This is a genomic window from Stappia indica, assembly GCF_009789575.1.
Lineage (GTDB): Bacteria > Pseudomonadota > Alphaproteobacteria > Rhizobiales > Stappiaceae > Stappia > Stappia indica_A.
Map to the genome: position 1 here is coordinate 2,849,083 of NZ_CP046908.1, position 13,790 is coordinate 2,862,872.

Here is a 13,790-nt window from a genome sequence, read left to right on the forward strand (position 1 = left end):
ATGGCCGGGTTCATCCTCCGCCGCGTCCTTCTGCTGGTGCCGATGCTGCTCGGCGCCTCGCTGGTCGTCTTCCTGATGCTGCGGCTGGGGCCGAGCGACCCGGCGATGGACTATCTGCGCCTGTCCAAGGTGCCGCCGACGCCGCAGGCGCTGGAGGACGCGCGCATGATGCTCGGGCTCGACCGGCCGATCCTGACCCAGTATCTCGACTGGCTCGGCAAGGCGGTGCGGCTCGATTTCGGTGTCTCCTATGCCACCCAGCGCCCGGTGCTGCCGGACCTGCTGCACTTCCTGCCGGCAACGCTGCAGCTCGCCGGTGTCGCGCTGGCGCTGACCATCGGCCTTTCGGTGCCGCTCGGCATCTGGGCGGCGCGCCACCGCGAGCGCTGGCCGGACCACCTGGTGCGGCTGATCGCCTTCATCGGCGTCTCGATGCCGAATTTCTGGCTCGGCTTTCTGCTCGTGTTGCTGTTCTCGGTCCATCTCGGCTGGCTGCCGGCGATGGGGCGTGGCGGGCTTGCCCATCTGGTGATGCCGGCGCTCGCCATCTCGTTCATGTCGCTCGCCATCAACGCCCGGCTGCTGCGCGCCAGCATGCTGGAGGCTGCCGGCCAGCCGCATGTGCGCTATGCGCGGCTGCGCGGCCTGCCCGAGCGGCGGGTCGAGCGCGCCCATGTGCTGCGCAATGCCTGGCTGCCCGTCATCACTGCCATGGGCATGCATGTCGGCGAGATGATCGGCGGCACCCTGATCATCGAAAGCATCTTCGGCTGGCCCGGCGTCGGCCGCTACGCCGTCTCGGCCATCCTCAACCGCGACTATCCGGTCATCCAGTGCTTCACCCTGGCGATGGTCGCCATCTTCATGCTGTGCAATCTCGTGGTCGACATCGTCTATGCGCTGGCCGACCCGCGCATCCGCCTGTCGGCGGAGGGGGTGGAATGACCGACCTGCCGCTCTCTGGCCCTGCTGGGGGTCCTTCCGCCCGTCCCTCCCGCCGTCTCCTTTCCCGGCTGGCCGCGCCCTTCTCCGGCCGCTGGCCGGTGCGCATCGCCCTTGCCGTCGTCGCCCTGCTGCTGGTCGCCGCGCTCGCCGGTCCCTGGATCTCGCCGCACGATCCGGACGCGATCGACCTGACCCAGCGCCTGCAGGGCGCCGATGCCGTCCACTGGCTCGGCACCGATCATCTCGGCCGCGACATCCTTTCCCGGCTGATTGCCGGCGTGCGGGTCTCGCTCGGCGTCGTCGCGCTGACGCTGGCGCTCATTCTCGTGCTCGGCATCGTGGTCGGCGGCGCCTCCGGCTTCATCGGCGGCCGCACCGACCAGCTGATCATGCGCGTCACCGACGTGTTCCTCACCTTCCCCACCCTGGTGCTGGCCCTGTTCATGATCGGCATGCTCGGCACCGGCCTCGTCAACGTGGTCATCGCCATCGCCCTGTCGCACTGGGCCTGGTATGCGCGCATCGTCCGCGGCATCGTCCTGTCGCTGCGCCATCGCGACTACCTGCTCGCCGCCCGCCTTGCCGGGGCGAGCCGGCTGCGCATCTTCGCCGCCCACCTGCTGCCCGCCACCCTGTCGCAGCTGCTGGTGCTCGCCACGCTCGATATCGGCCACATGATGCTGCATGTCTCCGGTCTCTCCTTCCTCGGCCTCGGCGTCGCCCCGCCGACTGCCGAATGGGGCGTGATGATCGGCGATGCGCGCCAGTTCGTCTGGACCGCGCCCATGCTGATCTTCTGGCCGGGCCTGGCGCTCTTCGTCTCGGTGATGGCGTTCAACATCCTGGGCGACGCGCTGCGCGACCGTCTCGACCCGCATCTGAGGGCGGACCATTGTCACTGAGCCCCGCGTCCATGAGCCTTTCGCCCGCCACTGCCCCCACCCCTGCCTCCGGCCTCCTCACCATCGAGGGGCTGACGGTCGCCGCCGGCCGTGACGGCACCGGTCCCGTCCTGGTCCGCGACCTGACGCTGGAGGTCCGGCGCGGCCGCGTGCTGGCGCTGGTCGGGGCCAGCGGCTCGGGCAAGTCGATGACCTGCATGGCCGCGCTCGGTACCCTGCCGCCCGGCACCAGGGCGCTCTCCGGCCGCGTCCGTCTCGATGGTGCCGAGTGTCCGCCCGCGAGCCTGCGCGGCCGGCAGGTCGCAACGATCCTGCAGAACCCGCGCAGCGCCTTCAATCCGGTGCGCACCATGCGCGACCACGCGGTCGAGACGCTCGCCGCGCTGGGCCTCGCCGGCTCCGACAGCGAAGCCCGCATCATCTCGGCAATGGCCGAGGCCGGGCTCGACGAGCCCGCCCGCATCCTGCCGCTGCATGCCTTCGAGATGAGCGGCGGCATGCTGCAGCGGATGATGATCGCGCTGGCGCTCCTCGCCGAGGCGCCGTTCCTCTTCGCCGACGAGCCGACCACCGATCTCGATCTGGTGGTGCAGGCGCGCATCCTCGATCTTCTGGAGCGTCTCGTCGCCGCGCGCGGCCTCGGCGTCCTGCTCGTCACCCACGACATGGGCGTCGTCGCCCGCCTTGCCGACGATGTCGCGGTGCTCGATCACGGCCGCCTGGTCGAATGCGCGTCGGTCGAAGAGGTGTTCCATGCGCCGCGCCATCCGGTCACCCGAATGCTGGTTGCGGCGCACCTTGCCCTTTACGGACTGGAGCTTGCCCCATGACGCTGATCCGCGCCGACGGCGTGTCCCGGACCTATCGCAGCACCTCGCTGGTCGGGACGGGCGCCGCCCGCACCGCGCTGAATGGCGTCTCGCTCTCGGTCGCGGCCGGCGAGACCGTCGCCCTGCTCGGCCGCAGCGGCTGCGGCAAGAGCACGCTGGCGCGCCTGCTCTGCGGGCTGGAGCGGCCCGACGGCGGCACCGTCTTCTTTCGCGGCACGCCGCTCGGCCGCCTCGACCGGGCCGGCCTGCGCCGCTTCCGCCGCGAGGTCCAGATGGTGTTCCAGGACGCACCCGGCGCCGTCGATCCCCGCTTCGACATCCGCTCGATCATCGCCGAGCCGCTGCGCCACCTGACCTCGCTCGATGCTCCGGCTCGCGCCCGCCGGGTCGACGAGCTGCTCGAGATGGTCGAGCTGCCGGCTTCGCTCGCCCCCATGCTGCCGTCGCAGGTCAGCGGCGGCCAGCTGCAGCGCGTGTGCATCGCCCGCGCCCTGGCGCCCTCGCCCGCCCTCGTCATTCTCGACGAGGCGGTCTCCAATCTCGACCTGCATCTTCAGGCGGCGACGCTGGCGTTGCTCAAGCGGCTGCAACAGGCCTCCGGCATCGCCTGCCTCTTCGTCACCCACGATTTGCGGCTGGTCGAGCGCTTCGCCGACCGCACCGTCGTCATGCAGCGGGGACAAGTCGTCGAGGAGACGGGGACAAGTGCCCCGGCAAGTGCTTTGGCCGAGCTGCGCCACCCCGCCTCGCTGGAGCTCAAGGCGGCGATCCTGCCGCCCCTGCCGGCGCGCGTGCGTACCGCGAAGGTCGCCGCTGCCGGCTGATCGGCGAGTTTGAGACGGCGCTCGCAAAATTTCGGGAAATTGAGACGGAATTTCGCAAAATCCGTCTCGAAAATTTCCGAAACTGTTTTACCTTTGAGAACAGGTACTTGACGCTGGTTTACCGGCGAAACGGTCCTCGGTCCAGGCCAGCAGCTGCGGCGTCATCGCCGAGCCCGGGCCGACCAGGCTGACATGGGTGAGGCCAGGATATTCCCGGTAGTCGATCGGCTGGCCGGCGGCGCAGCGCCGCGCGACGAAGCCCTCCTGCAGCTTCGGATCGATCACCTCGTCGGCCAGCCCCTGCGCCAGCAGCAGCGGCGCGTCGATGGCCCCGGTCGGGTCGTTCTGCGCCAGTCTGTCCCCGAACGGGCCGTCCGAAATCGGCTGCAGGAACAGCCCCTGATCGGGCAGCAGCCGGGTCAGGGCGAGCGACCAGGCCGCGCGCCAGTCCAGGATGCAGCGGCGGGATATGTCCTTGGCCACCATCGCGTGGAAGCGGCTGATATACGCATCCCCGACATCCGGGTAGAGCCGGTGATAGGCGGTGTAGAGATAGGCCGAGATGATCTCGCCGAACGCGCTGCTGGCGCCCTTGCCGAGCATCGCCGCGAGCTCGGTCACCGGCGCCATCGCGGCCACCCCGGCGATCTCCAGCTCCGGTGCGTCGGCGCCGGCCCGGATGCCGGTCCACAACGCCGCATGGCCGCCCTGCGAATGGCCCCAGACGACGACGCGATCGCCGAGCTGCCAGTCCGCCATCTGTCTGGCGGCATTGACGGAATCGAGCACCGAATAGGCGGCCACCTGCCCGACCAGATAGGCGTGATGGCCCGGCGCGCCCATGCCCGCATAGTCGGTTGCCACCATCGCCCAGCCGCGCTCGACCACCTCGTCCATGCCCGGCGTTCCGCCGAAGGGCGCCGGCGAGGTGGAGGGCGCGCAGCCCGGCGCGATGCCGGTGGTGCCATGCGCCCAGGCGATCACCGGCCGCGGGCCTTGCGCGGGGATATCCGGCAGAACGACGATTGCGCTGGCGACGGTCGGCGAGCCGTCTTCCAGGCGGCTGGTATAGAGGATACGCCAACCCTTCGCCCCGGCCGGAATGTCCGTGTCGTAGGCTTCGCTGCGCAGCAGGATGCCGGGCTCGGCCGGAGGTGTCGGCGGCGGCGTGTAGAAGGCGCCCGGCTCGTCCGGCAGGGTCGCCCACCAGGCTGCGGCCAGCGCCACGACGAGCAGCAGGCCAAGCCCGCCCAGCCATTTTCCGGCCGTGCGGCCTCGCCCGCCCTTGCGGGCGCCGGTCTTTTCGTCCTGCATCTGTCCCCCTGCCCCAATCCGGTGCAATGCACCATCCTTGTCACGACCGCAGGGTTCAAGGCAACTGTCAGTTGAAGCGCCGCGTCGCGGCGGCGGGGATTTCTCGGACCGGTCGCCTCGGGGCCGGCCGGTCAATCCCCGGTGAAGGCGAGCATCCGCCCGCAGACCAGCGCGGCGGTCCAGATGGTCAGCGACAGCGCTCCGGCAAGCCGCAGCCGGGCCGGCGGAAGGCGCGCCAGACGGTCGGCCATGTCGCCCTCCGGCGCGTCCCTTGCGGCCGCCCTGTGGGTGACGAGGGCCGAGCCCGCTCCCAGCAGGACGAGGCCGATCTTGGCGAGAAACAGCGTCGCGCTGGCGTAGTCGGCCGGTGCCGACAGGAACAGCAACGCGCCGGAGACGAGCGCGAGCGCCAGCCCGCCGGCAGCGACCGGCACCAGTGCCCGGGCGAGCGCGGCCAGCGGAACACGGCCGCGCCAAAGGCCGAGCAGCCGCAGATCGAGCGGCACGATGGCGCCGAAAAGCAGCGACAGGCCAATCACATGCAGCGTGTTGACGCCGGCATAGCCCCAGCGCGAGACCCGCATCCACTCGGCCAGCGGCAGCCCCGCAAGCAGGTCCACAAGCGCCTGCATCGCGGCCGGCCTAGTCGCGGCCGGGATAGAGGTCGTAGCTGCGTCCGGAAATGACGATCCGCTCCGCCTTCATCAAGCGGTCCTCGATATTGGCCGAGGGCTCGCCGATGAAGGTCGCCTCGACGCCGGGCGCAAGGTCCCCGTCCTTCAGGCCGGCACGTTCGTTGCGCCAGGGTTGGCCGACCTCGACCTGCCAGTTCTCGCCCTCCGCATCGACCGTCAGCACGCCGTGCGGGTTGCCGAGCCGCGCCTCGCTGATCACGCCGGTCAGCTCGATGTTCTTCCCCGTCGTCCAGCGCCAGCCGTGATGGGCGAGCGCGGGGATAGCAAGGGTTGCGGCAACGCCGAGGCAAAGGGCGGCGGTGAGGGCGCGCCGGGTCGTGCTGCTCGAGCTCATGGACTTCTCCTCGTCATGATCCGCCCCGCGGGGCGGGAAGGGAAATGCGGCCGATCACCGTGAACATCTCGCCCTCCGGCCTGCCGACGATGATCTCGCCGGACGAGGGATAAACGCCGGTCAGGGCCGTGATGTTGACCTGGTGGGTCACGAGGACAGCGACCGTTCCTTGCGGGAGCGCACGGATCGCGGCCGCAAGGCGCTGCGTCTGGCTTTCTGCTTGGCGCCTGTCGGCGAAGAAGGAGTTGAGGTCGGGCAGTTCCTGCGGCTCGCCGAGGCCGAGAAGCGCGGCCGTCTGCCGCGCGCGGCACCACTGCGAGGTCAGCACCTGGTCGACCGCGATGCCGCGCTCGCGGAAGGCGGCGCCGATCGCCCGGGCCTGGGCGCGGCCGCGCTCGTCGAGATTGCGCTGGGTGCTGCAGTCGCCGAGCCGGAAGCCGGCGGGATCGCCGGTGCCGGGGGCGAGCGCGTGCCGCATCACGGCAATGGCACCGCGGTTCGAGGACAGTGCGGCCCAGGCCTCCGCCTCGCCGCTTGCCCGCGCCGCCCCGGCGGCAAGGCCGGGCATCGCCAGAAGGGCAAGGAGCGCGAGGACAAGCCGGCGGAGCCGGCCTTTCGCGTGGCCTGTCGCAAACGGGAACAGATCGATCATCTTCCGGTCCGCTGTCGGTCCGGCGAAAGGGGGATACCTTGCGCCAGACCCAGCAGTTAGGGCGGCCGGTGCGCCCGTCAAACCGGACCGCCGCGCGGAGCGGCGATCCGAAGGCGAGGCATGAGTTATCCTCAGGCCTTGCCGAGTTCCTTGGCATGCAGCCAGGCGGCATGCTGGGGCGCCCGCTTGGTCTTCGACCACTCCTCGAGCATCTCCCACTTCACCGCGTCGAGTTTCCTCAGCATCTCTTCCTCGGCCGGATCCGGGCAGGCCAGCTCGATGCGGTGGCCGTTCGGATCGAAGAAATAGATCGAATGGAAGATCGAATGATCGGTAACGCCGAGCACCTTGATGCCGTTCTTCTCCAGCCGCTCCTTGTAGGCGACCAGCGTGTCGCGGTCCTTCACCTTGAAGGCGATGTGCTGCACCCAGACCGGGGTGTTCGGATCCCGGCCCATCTCCGGCTTGGTGGGAAGCTCGAAGAAGGCGAGAACGTTGCCCGCGCCCGCGTCGAGGAAGACATGCATGTAGGGGTCCGGCTCGTGGGTCGAGGGCACCTTGTCCTCGGCGATGGCCAGCACGAAACCCATGTTCAGGTTGTCGACATACCAGTTCACGGTCTCCTTCGCGTCCTTGCAGCGATAGGCGACGTGGTGGATCCGTTCGATCTTCTGGTCCGGTTGGACAGTCATTGCGGGCACTCCCGTTTTCATCGTTGAAACGGAACGCCCCGTCCGCGTTCGGCAGGTTCGCGCCAGCCTCGGGCCCCTCAGCCGCAGGCCGCCGCGAAAAGACTCAAGCGCTTGATGTGCCTTGCAGTCTGGCGGCGGCAAAGGCGGCGCGCAGCACGTCCCGGTCGCCGATATGGTTGGCCAGCACCAGCACCAGCCGGGCGTTCAGCGCCTCGCTGTCCTCGCGGGGCAGCCCCTCGTGCAGCGCGATCAGCTCGGCATAGAAGCCGTCGGGATCGGGAAGGTTGGGGGCCAGTTGCAGGCCCGTCTCCTTGGTGGTTTCGCTCATTTCGGGTTTCCTTGCGTTCCGGTCGGTTCGGACCTTATCCCCGCCCGTGGGTCTCGCCTCGGGCGGTGGCGGTCCGCAGCGCCCGCGTCACCTCGCCGGCGTCGAACGTCTCCCAGCGCGCCGCGACATGCTGGTCGGGGCGCATCAGATAGACGGCGCTCTTCGCCTCGCCGAGATAGCGCGCGGCCAGCGCGCCGGTCGGATCGTCGGCGGCCGACAGCGCCACCCGCTCGACCGGAATGCCGTCGACCGTGAGCGTGCCAGGTACCTCAACGTCGATGGTCACCAGCTGGAAGCGGTCGCCGAGCCGGTCGATCAGCCAGCCGCCGGCCACCGGCGCATCGCTCGCCGGTGCGCCCGGCCGGGTGCGGGCCGGCATCGCCGCGCAGTCCGGGCCGTTGAGCGGCGAGCCGTCATAGGTCGCCGGCAGCGACAGGCGGCCGGAATTGACCAGCGGCCGCGCGAAGGCGTGATGCTCGGCCAGCTCCAGCACCGCGTCGCGGAACACCCGGCTGGCATGGCTTTTCGGCGTGATGAAGTCGGTCGAGCGCGACGAGTTGAGGATGTTCTCGTCCGCGGCGAAGACGCGCTCGGCGTCGTAGCTGTCGAGCAGGGATTCGGACGCGGTGCCGTCGACCACGAGTTTCAGCTTCCAGGCCAGGTTGTCCGTGTCCTGCAGGCCGGAATTGGCTCCGCGCGCACCGAAAGGCGAGACCTGGTGGGCGCTGTCGCCGGCGAAGATCACCCGCCCGTGGCGGAACTTCTCCATCCGCCGGCACTGGAACGTGTAGATCGACACCCATTCCAGCTCGTACTCGATATCCTCGCCGAGCATCGCCTTCAGCTTCGGCGCGATGCGCGCCGGGTCTTTCTCCGCCTCCCGGTCGATATCCCAGCCAAGCTGCAGGTCGATGCGCCAGACGTCGTCCGGCTGGCGGTGCAGCAGGGCCGACTGGCCGCGGTTGAACGGCGGGTCGAACCAGAACCAGCGCTCGGTCGGGAAGTCCGCCTTCATGACGACGTCGGCGATCAGGAAGTTGTCCTCGAACACCCGGCCGCGGAAGTCGAGGCCGAGCATGGCCCGCGTCGGCGAGCCGGCACCGTCGCAGGCGACCAGCCAGTCGGCATGGAGGCGGTACGGCCCCTCGGGCGTCTCCACCGTCAGCTCGACGCCATCGGCATGCGGCGTCACCGCGCCAACCTTGTTGCCGCCGCGCAGCTCCAGCAGCCCGGTGTCGCGGCCGATCTCCAGCGCCCGCTCGACCAGATACTGTTCCAGATAATACTGCTGGAGGTTGATGAAGGCCGGCCGCTTGTGCCCGCCCTCGGGCAGCAAGTTGAAGTCGTAGACCTTGCGCTCGTCGAAGAAGACCTTGCCGAGGTTCCAGACGACGCCCTTGTCGACCATCTTCTGGCCGCAGCCGAGCCGGTCGAGGATCTCCAGCGGCCGCTTGGCGAAGCAGATCGCCCGCGAGCCCCAGCTCACCTTGTCGTTCTCGTCGAGCACGGTGACGGCAACGCCCTGCTGGGCAAGGTCGATGGCCAGCGCCAGGCCGACCGGTCCCGCACCGATCACCACCACCGGATGGCGGGCCGGCTCGGCGGCGTCCTGGTCGGCGCTGCGGACATAAGGATAGAGCGGCGTTTCGAAGATCTTCGTCATGTGACCTCCCGGGACGGCCTTGGGCCTGAAAACGGCCGCTGCAGGCCGCGCCACCTCCTGGCGCGGAACCCGCAGCGGCGGGTATCGTCAGCCCTGCAGGGCTTCCCACATGTCCTTGTCGCGCTGCGCCGTCCAGATGCGCGGGGTATCGATGCCGAGCGCCTCGTCATAGGCGCGCGCCACATTGAACGGCAGGCAGTGCTCGTAGATCGCGTAGGACGAGAACTTCGGGTCGCAGGAGGCGCGGGCCGCGTCCCAGGCTTCCTTCAGCGAGCCGCCGCGCGTTGCCACCTGCGCCACCGGACGGAAGGTCGAGGTGACGAAATCGGCGGTGGCGTCGAGCGCCGCGTTGACCATCTCCTTGCCGACCAGCGCATCGCCCCGGCCCGGCGCGATGGCATCGACGTCGAAGGCGCGGATGCGCTCGAGCGTGCCCGGCCAGTCGCGGAAATGGCCGTCGCCGCAATAGCAGGCGGAGTGGTACTCGACGATATCCCCGGTGAACATGACGTTCTGGTCCGGCACATGGATGACGATATCCCCGGCCGTATGGGCGCGGCCGAGGAAGCTGAGGTCGATCCGGCGCTTGCCGAGGAAGACGCTCATCTTGTCGGTGAAGGTGGTCGTCGGCCAGGTCAGCGGCGGAATGTCGGCGACATTGTCGTAGCCCTGGAACAGGCGCGGGAAGCGCATGAACTCGGACTCCCGGTCCTCCGCACCGCGCTCGGCGACCATCGAGCGGGCCTTGTCGCTCATGATAATCGTCGGCGCCTGATAGGCGGCCGCGCCCAGCACGCGCACGGCGTGGTAGTGGGTCAGCACCAGATGGCTGATCGGCTTGTCGGTGACTTCGCGGACCTTCTCGATCACCTTGCCGGCAAGGCGCGGGGTCGCCTGCGCCTCGACGATCATGACGCTGTCGTCGCCGATGATGACGCCGGTGTTCGGGTCGCCCTCGGCGGTGAAGGCCCAAAGCCCGTCGCCGATTTCGGTGAAGGAGATCTTCTTCTCGGCCATGTCGCCCTGGGAGGCGAATTGCTTGCTCACGGGGGATATCCTCTTGTTCTGCAGTTCGGGTCGGCGGAAGCGCTGCGGCTCCCGCCAAGGGTTCGGATCTATTGGCCGTCGGCGGCGATGGCGTCGAGCTGCGCCTTCAGCGACTGCGCCTCGCCGTCGAGCGGCGTGACGATGTCGTCGATGACCGGCCGGCCGCCTTCCTCGACGACGAGGAAATGTGCCTCCTGGAAGCCCTGGTACTCGGCGTCGGTGCCGAAGCAGGTCAGGGCGCGGAAGCTGGCGACGACGCGCGTCGCCGCACCTTCCTGTCCGGCCTGCGCGACGGTGACGTCCTTCAGCGGGCAGCCGTCCTGCGCGTTGACGACGACATCCCAGTCGAGCGGCGTGCCCATCTCTCTGGCAAAGGGCGTGTCCGCCGCCTTGCGGTAGCGGGCCGCGAGATCGGCGCTGTAGAGGCTCGCAAGGCGCTCCTCGGAAAAGTAGTCCTGGAAGTCCTGAGGCGGATCGGCCCAGTTGGCCTCCGCCGCCGCGATCACCGCACGCACCGGCGCGGCCATGTCGGCGGCCAGCACCGGCGTTGCTGCCGTGCCTGCTGCCGTGCCAAGGGCCAGCGCGGCGATCGCCGCAAGCATCCGCACAGTCTTCATCACGAACTCCCTCCCTCGATCGGCGCCCGCGAGGGGCCTCAGGCCTTCTCGTATTTCTCGACCGTCTGCTCGATGGCGCCGAAGACCGAATGGCCGTCCGCATCCTGCATCTCGATCCGCACCGTGTCGCCGAAGCGCATGAACGGCGTCTTCGCCGCGCCGGTCTCGATGGTCTCGATCATCCGGATCTCGGCGATGCAGGAATATCCAACGCCGCCTTCGGCCACCGGCTTGCCGGGGCCGCCGTCCATCTTGTTCGACACCGTGCCCGAGCCGACGATGGCGCCGGCCGACAGCGGCCGGGTCTTCGCCGCATGGGCGATAAGGGTCGGGAAGTCGAAAGTCATGTCGACGCCGGCGTTGGCCCGGCCGAAGGGCTGGCCGTTCAGGTCGACGCGCAGCGGCAGGTGCACCTTGCCGCCGTCCCAGGCCTCGCCCAGCTCGTCCGGCGTCACCGCGACCGGCGAGAAGGCGGAGGAGGGCTTGGACTGGAAGAAGCCGAAGCCCTTGCCGAGCTCGGCCGGGATCAGGCCGCGCAGCGACACGTCGTTGACCAGCATGACCAGGCGGATGGCCGCGCGCGCCTCCTCAAGGGTGGCGCCCATCGGCACGTCGCCGGTGATCACGGCGACCTCGCCCTCCATGTCGATACCGAAGGCCTCGTCGGCCATGCGGATCGGCTCGCGCGGGGCGAGGAAGGCGTCGGAGCCGCCCTGATACATCAGCGGGTCGGTCCAGAAGCTCGCCGGCATCTCGGCATTGCGCGCCTTGCGGACCAGCTCCACGTGATTGACGTAGGCCGAGCCGTCCGCCCACTGGTAGGCGCGCGGCAGCGGCGACAATGCGTCGTGCTCGTGGAAGCGCAGGCTCGGCACCGCGTCGTGCTCGAGGCTCTCGGCGAGCGTCGCCAGCTTCGGCGCGACCTCGTCCCAGTTGTCGAGGGCGGCCTGCAGCGTCGGTGCGATGTGGCCGGCCTCGGTGCAGCGCGTCAGCGATGTGTTGACGAGGACGAGCTTGCCGTCGCGGCTGCCGTCGCGAAGTGTAGCGAGTTTCATGGCTTAGTCCCAGTTGCCCTCGAGGGTGCCGTCGAAGCGCTTCTTCAGCTGCGACCAGCAGTCGAGGTAGTTGTCCTGCAGGGTGTCGAGTTCCGCCGCGAAGCGCGTGAGGTGCTGCGGGAAGCGGGTCTCGAACATGAACGCCATGGTGCCCGTCAGCTTCTGCGGCTTCAACTCGGCGCGGCTCGCCTTCTCGAAGCCGTCGGCATCGGGTCCGTGCGGCAGCATCATGTTGTGAAGGCTCATGCCGCCGGGCAAGAAACCTTCCTCCTTGGCGTCGTAGCGGCCGTAGATCAGCCCCATGAACTCCGACATGATGTTGCGATGGTACCACGGCGGGCGGAAGGAGTGCTCCGCGACCATCCAGCGCTCGGGGAAGATGACGAAGTCGATATTCGCCGTGCCTTCCTCGCCGGACGGGGCCGTCAGCACCGTGAAGATTGACGGATCGGGGTGATCGAACAGGATCGCGCCGACCGGCGAATACGTGGTGAGGTCGTACTTGTAGGGCGCGTAGTTGCCGTGCCAGGCGACCACGTCGAGCGGCGAGGCGTCGAGCTTGGTCTCGTGGAAGCGGCCGCACCACTTCACGACCAGCCGGCACGGGCCTTCCTTGTCCTCGAACCAGGCGACCGGGGTCTTGAAGTCGCGCGGGTTGGCAAGGCAGTTGGCGCCGATCGGGCCGCGGTCGGGCAGGGTGAACTTGGCGCCGTAATTCTCGCAGGCATAGCCGCGCGCCTTGCCGTCCAGCAATTCGACGCGGAACACCATGCCGCGCGGGATCACGCAGATCTCCTTGGGCACCACATCCATCACGCCGAGCTCGGTGGCGATGCGCAGGCCGCCTTCCTGCGGCACGATCAGCAGCTCGCCGTCGGCGTTGAAGAAATACTCGTCCACCATGTCGGTATTGGCGACATAGACATGGCTCGCCATGCCGGCCTGGCCGTTGACGTCGCCGGCCGTGGTCATGGTGCGCATGCCGGTCAGGAACGTCACCGGCGTCTGCGGGATCGGCACCGGGTCCCAGCGCAGCTGGCCGAGCGCCAGCGAATGGTCGTCGACCGCCGGCGCGCTCTTCCACTCGGGCAGGGAGACGGGCGAGAAGCGTCCGGAATGCTTGACCGACGGGCGGATGCGATAGAGCCAGGACCGCTCGTTGGTGCCGCGCGGGGCGGTGAACGGCGAGCCGGAAAGCTGTTCGGCATAAAGGCCGTAGGGCGCGCGCTGGGGCGAGTTCTGCCCCTGTGGCAGGGCGCCGGGCAGGGCTTCGGTCTCGAAATCGTTGCCGAAGCCCGACATGTAGGCCGGGGTATTCGAAAGCGTCATGTCCGATCCCTCCTGATCCAGACAGTTGATAGTTGCGTGTGTAACTGTTTTGTCCGAAACTATCAACGTGCGAAGATACCGCCGGCCGATTTTGTCGAAACAAGGGACGCAAATGACCGGACGCCTGCCGCTTGACGAGTTTCTGCCCTACCGCCTGGTCAGGGCGTCCGAACTGGTCAGCCGGCGTTTCGCCGCCCGTTACCGGGCCGCCTACGGCATCAGCCGGCCGGAATGGCGCACCTTCGCGATCCTCGGCCAGCTCGGCGGCACCACGGCGACGGAGATTGGCCGCCGCTCGACCATGCACAAGACCAAGGTGAGCCGCGCGGTCGCGGCGCTGGAAAAGCGCGGCTGGCTGTCGCGCACCACCGACGAGGCGGACCGCCGAGCCGAGCAGCTGGAGCTTACGGCGGAAGGCGCCAAGGTCTATGGCGAGCTGGTGGCGCTCGCCCGCTCGTTCCAGGCAGAACTGCTACGCGACCTCGGCTTCGAGGCCGCCGACCGGCTCGACGCCGGGCTTTCGGCGGTGGAGAAGCGCTTCCTCCGCGAGGAGTGATCCTGCG

16 protein-coding genes are annotated in these 13,790 nt (G+C 69.0%); 5 read left to right on the top strand and 11 right to left on the bottom strand.

Features of this window, described 5'->3' with window-relative positions; all coding sequences use genetic code 11:
* From nikB to nikE, 4 genes are read left to right on the top strand one after another with little or no spacing between them, the layout of a single operon-like run.
* Complete coding sequence (gene nikB / locus GH266_RS13415; protein ID WP_158194273.1) at positions 1-945, top strand: nickel ABC transporter permease subunit NikB; 945 nt, start codon at positions 1-3, stop codon at positions 943-945.
* Positions 942-1,847 (top strand): nickel ABC transporter permease subunit NikC, encoded by a 906-nt coding sequence (nikC, locus tag GH266_RS13420; RefSeq protein ID WP_158194274.1) that lies wholly within the window; start codon positions 942-944, stop codon positions 1,845-1,847. The genes nikB and nikC overlap by 4 nt, the downstream gene beginning before the upstream one ends.
* An 11-nt stretch (positions 1,848-1,858) precedes the next feature.
* Complete coding sequence (gene nikD, locus GH266_RS13425) at positions 1,859-2,677, top strand: nickel import ATP-binding protein NikD (RefSeq protein ID WP_158194275.1); 819 nt, start codon at positions 1,859-1,861, stop codon at positions 2,675-2,677.
* Complete coding sequence (gene nikE / locus GH266_RS13430; protein ID WP_158194276.1) at positions 2,674-3,501, top strand: nickel import ATP-binding protein NikE; 828 nt, start codon at positions 2,674-2,676, stop codon at positions 3,499-3,501. Before nikD ends, nikE begins: the two co-directional genes overlap by 4 nt.
* Positions 3,502-3,588: 87 nt before the next feature.
* On the opposite strand, the gene GH266_RS13435 is transcribed toward nikE, so the two are convergent.
* The 11 genes from GH266_RS13435 to hmgA all read right to left on the bottom strand — a co-directional run bounded on the left by GH266_RS13435 (position 3,589) and on the right by hmgA (position 13,227).
* The gene (locus GH266_RS13435; protein WP_158194277.1) at positions 3,589-4,815 is read right to left on the bottom strand and encodes a lipase family protein; all 1,227 of its coding nucleotides are present in this window, start codon (positions 4,813-4,815) and stop codon (positions 3,589-3,591) included.
* 131 nt (positions 4,816-4,946) lie between these two features.
* Positions 4,947-5,447: a hypothetical protein gene (locus GH266_RS13440; protein WP_158194278.1), complete on the bottom strand. Its 501-nt coding sequence runs from the start codon at positions 5,445-5,447 to the stop codon at positions 4,947-4,949.
* Between the two features lie 10 nt (positions 5,448-5,457).
* Positions 5,458-5,844 (bottom strand): DUF6152 family protein, encoded by a 387-nt coding sequence (locus tag GH266_RS13445; protein ID WP_158194279.1) that lies wholly within the window; start codon positions 5,842-5,844, stop codon positions 5,458-5,460.
* A gap of 13 nt (positions 5,845-5,857) precedes the next feature.
* A complete protein-coding gene (locus GH266_RS13450) occupies positions 5,858-6,496 on the bottom strand; it encodes a histidine phosphatase family protein (protein WP_158194280.1) in 639 nt (212 codons plus the stop codon).
* Positions 6,497-6,627: 131 nt separating this feature from the next.
* The gene (locus tag GH266_RS13455; protein WP_158194281.1) at positions 6,628-7,188 is read right to left on the bottom strand and encodes a VOC family protein; all 561 of its coding nucleotides are present in this window, start codon (positions 7,186-7,188) and stop codon (positions 6,628-6,630) included.
* Positions 7,189-7,291: 103 nt separating this feature from the next.
* Positions 7,292-7,516, bottom strand: coding sequence for a DUF2783 domain-containing protein (locus GH266_RS13460; protein ID WP_158194282.1), 225 nt, complete (start codon positions 7,514-7,516; stop codon positions 7,292-7,294).
* A gap of 34 nt (positions 7,517-7,550) precedes the next feature.
* Positions 7,551-9,179, bottom strand: coding sequence for an FAD-dependent oxidoreductase (locus GH266_RS13465; RefSeq protein WP_158194283.1), 1,629 nt, complete (start codon positions 9,177-9,179; stop codon positions 7,551-7,553).
* Between the two features lie 87 nt (positions 9,180-9,266).
* Positions 9,267-10,226: an MBL fold metallo-hydrolase gene (locus GH266_RS13470; protein WP_158194284.1), complete on the bottom strand. Its 960-nt coding sequence runs from the start codon at positions 10,224-10,226 to the stop codon at positions 9,267-9,269.
* A 68-nt stretch (positions 10,227-10,294) separates the two neighbouring features.
* Positions 10,295-10,843: a hypothetical protein gene (locus tag GH266_RS13475; RefSeq protein WP_244953688.1), complete on the bottom strand. Its 549-nt coding sequence runs from the start codon at positions 10,841-10,843 to the stop codon at positions 10,295-10,297.
* 38 nt (positions 10,844-10,881) lie between these two features.
* Positions 10,882-11,898 carry a fumarylacetoacetate hydrolase family protein gene (locus GH266_RS13480; RefSeq protein ID WP_158194285.1) on the bottom strand — a complete coding sequence of 339 codons (1,017 nt, stop codon included), beginning with the start codon at positions 11,896-11,898 and terminating at the stop codon, positions 10,882-10,884.
* 3 nt (positions 11,899-11,901) lie between these two features.
* A complete protein-coding gene (hmgA, locus tag GH266_RS13485; RefSeq protein ID WP_158194286.1) occupies positions 11,902-13,227 on the bottom strand; it encodes a homogentisate 1,2-dioxygenase in 1,326 nt (441 codons plus the stop codon).
* A gap of 112 nt (positions 13,228-13,339) precedes the next feature.
* On the opposite strand from hmgA, the gene GH266_RS13490 reads away from it, so the two are divergent.
* Positions 13,340-13,783, top strand: coding sequence for a MarR family winged helix-turn-helix transcriptional regulator (locus GH266_RS13490; protein WP_158194287.1), 444 nt, complete (start codon positions 13,340-13,342; stop codon positions 13,781-13,783).
* The last annotated feature ends 7 nt before the right edge of the window (positions 13,784-13,790 follow it).

Coding starts and splice junctions, on each gene's coding strand:
- GH266_RS13490 (WP_158194287.1), top strand. CDS start 13,340: ATGACCGGACGCCTGCCGCTTGACGAGTTTCTGCCCTACCGCCTGGTC.
- GH266_RS13435 (WP_158194277.1), bottom strand. CDS start 4,815: ATGCAGGACGAAAAGACCGGCGCCCGCAAGGGCGGGCGAGGCCGCACG.
- GH266_RS13450 (WP_158194280.1), bottom strand. CDS start 6,496: ATGATCGATCTGTTCCCGTTTGCGACAGGCCACGCGAAAGGCCGGCTC.
- GH266_RS13465 (WP_158194283.1), bottom strand. CDS start 9,179: ATGACGAAGATCTTCGAAACGCCGCTCTATCCTTATGTCCGCAGCGCC.
- nikD (WP_158194275.1), top strand. CDS start 1,859: ATGAGCCTTTCGCCCGCCACTGCCCCCACCCCTGCCTCCGGCCTCCTC.
- nikE (WP_158194276.1), top strand. CDS start 2,674: ATGACGCTGATCCGCGCCGACGGCGTGTCCCGGACCTATCGCAGCACC.
- GH266_RS13460 (WP_158194282.1), bottom strand. CDS start 7,516: ATGAGCGAAACCACCAAGGAGACGGGCCTGCAACTGGCCCCCAACCTT.
- GH266_RS13455 (WP_158194281.1), bottom strand. CDS start 7,188: ATGACTGTCCAACCGGACCAGAAGATCGAACGGATCCACCACGTCGCC.
- nikB (WP_158194273.1), top strand. CDS start 1: ATGGCCGGGTTCATCCTCCGCCGCGTCCTTCTGCTGGTGCCGATGCTG.
- GH266_RS13440 (WP_158194278.1), bottom strand. CDS start 5,447: ATGCAGGCGCTTGTGGACCTGCTTGCGGGGCTGCCGCTGGCCGAGTGG.
- GH266_RS13480 (WP_158194285.1), bottom strand. CDS start 11,898: ATGAAACTCGCTACACTTCGCGACGGCAGCCGCGACGGCAAGCTCGTC.
- GH266_RS13475 (WP_244953688.1), bottom strand. CDS start 10,843: ATGAAGACTGTGCGGATGCTTGCGGCGATCGCCGCGCTGGCCCTTGGC.
- GH266_RS13445 (WP_158194279.1), bottom strand. CDS start 5,844: ATGAGCTCGAGCAGCACGACCCGGCGCGCCCTCACCGCCGCCCTTTGC.
- hmgA (WP_158194286.1), bottom strand. CDS start 13,227: ATGACGCTTTCGAATACCCCGGCCTACATGTCGGGCTTCGGCAACGAT.
- nikC (WP_158194274.1), top strand. CDS start 942: ATGACCGACCTGCCGCTCTCTGGCCCTGCTGGGGGTCCTTCCGCCCGT.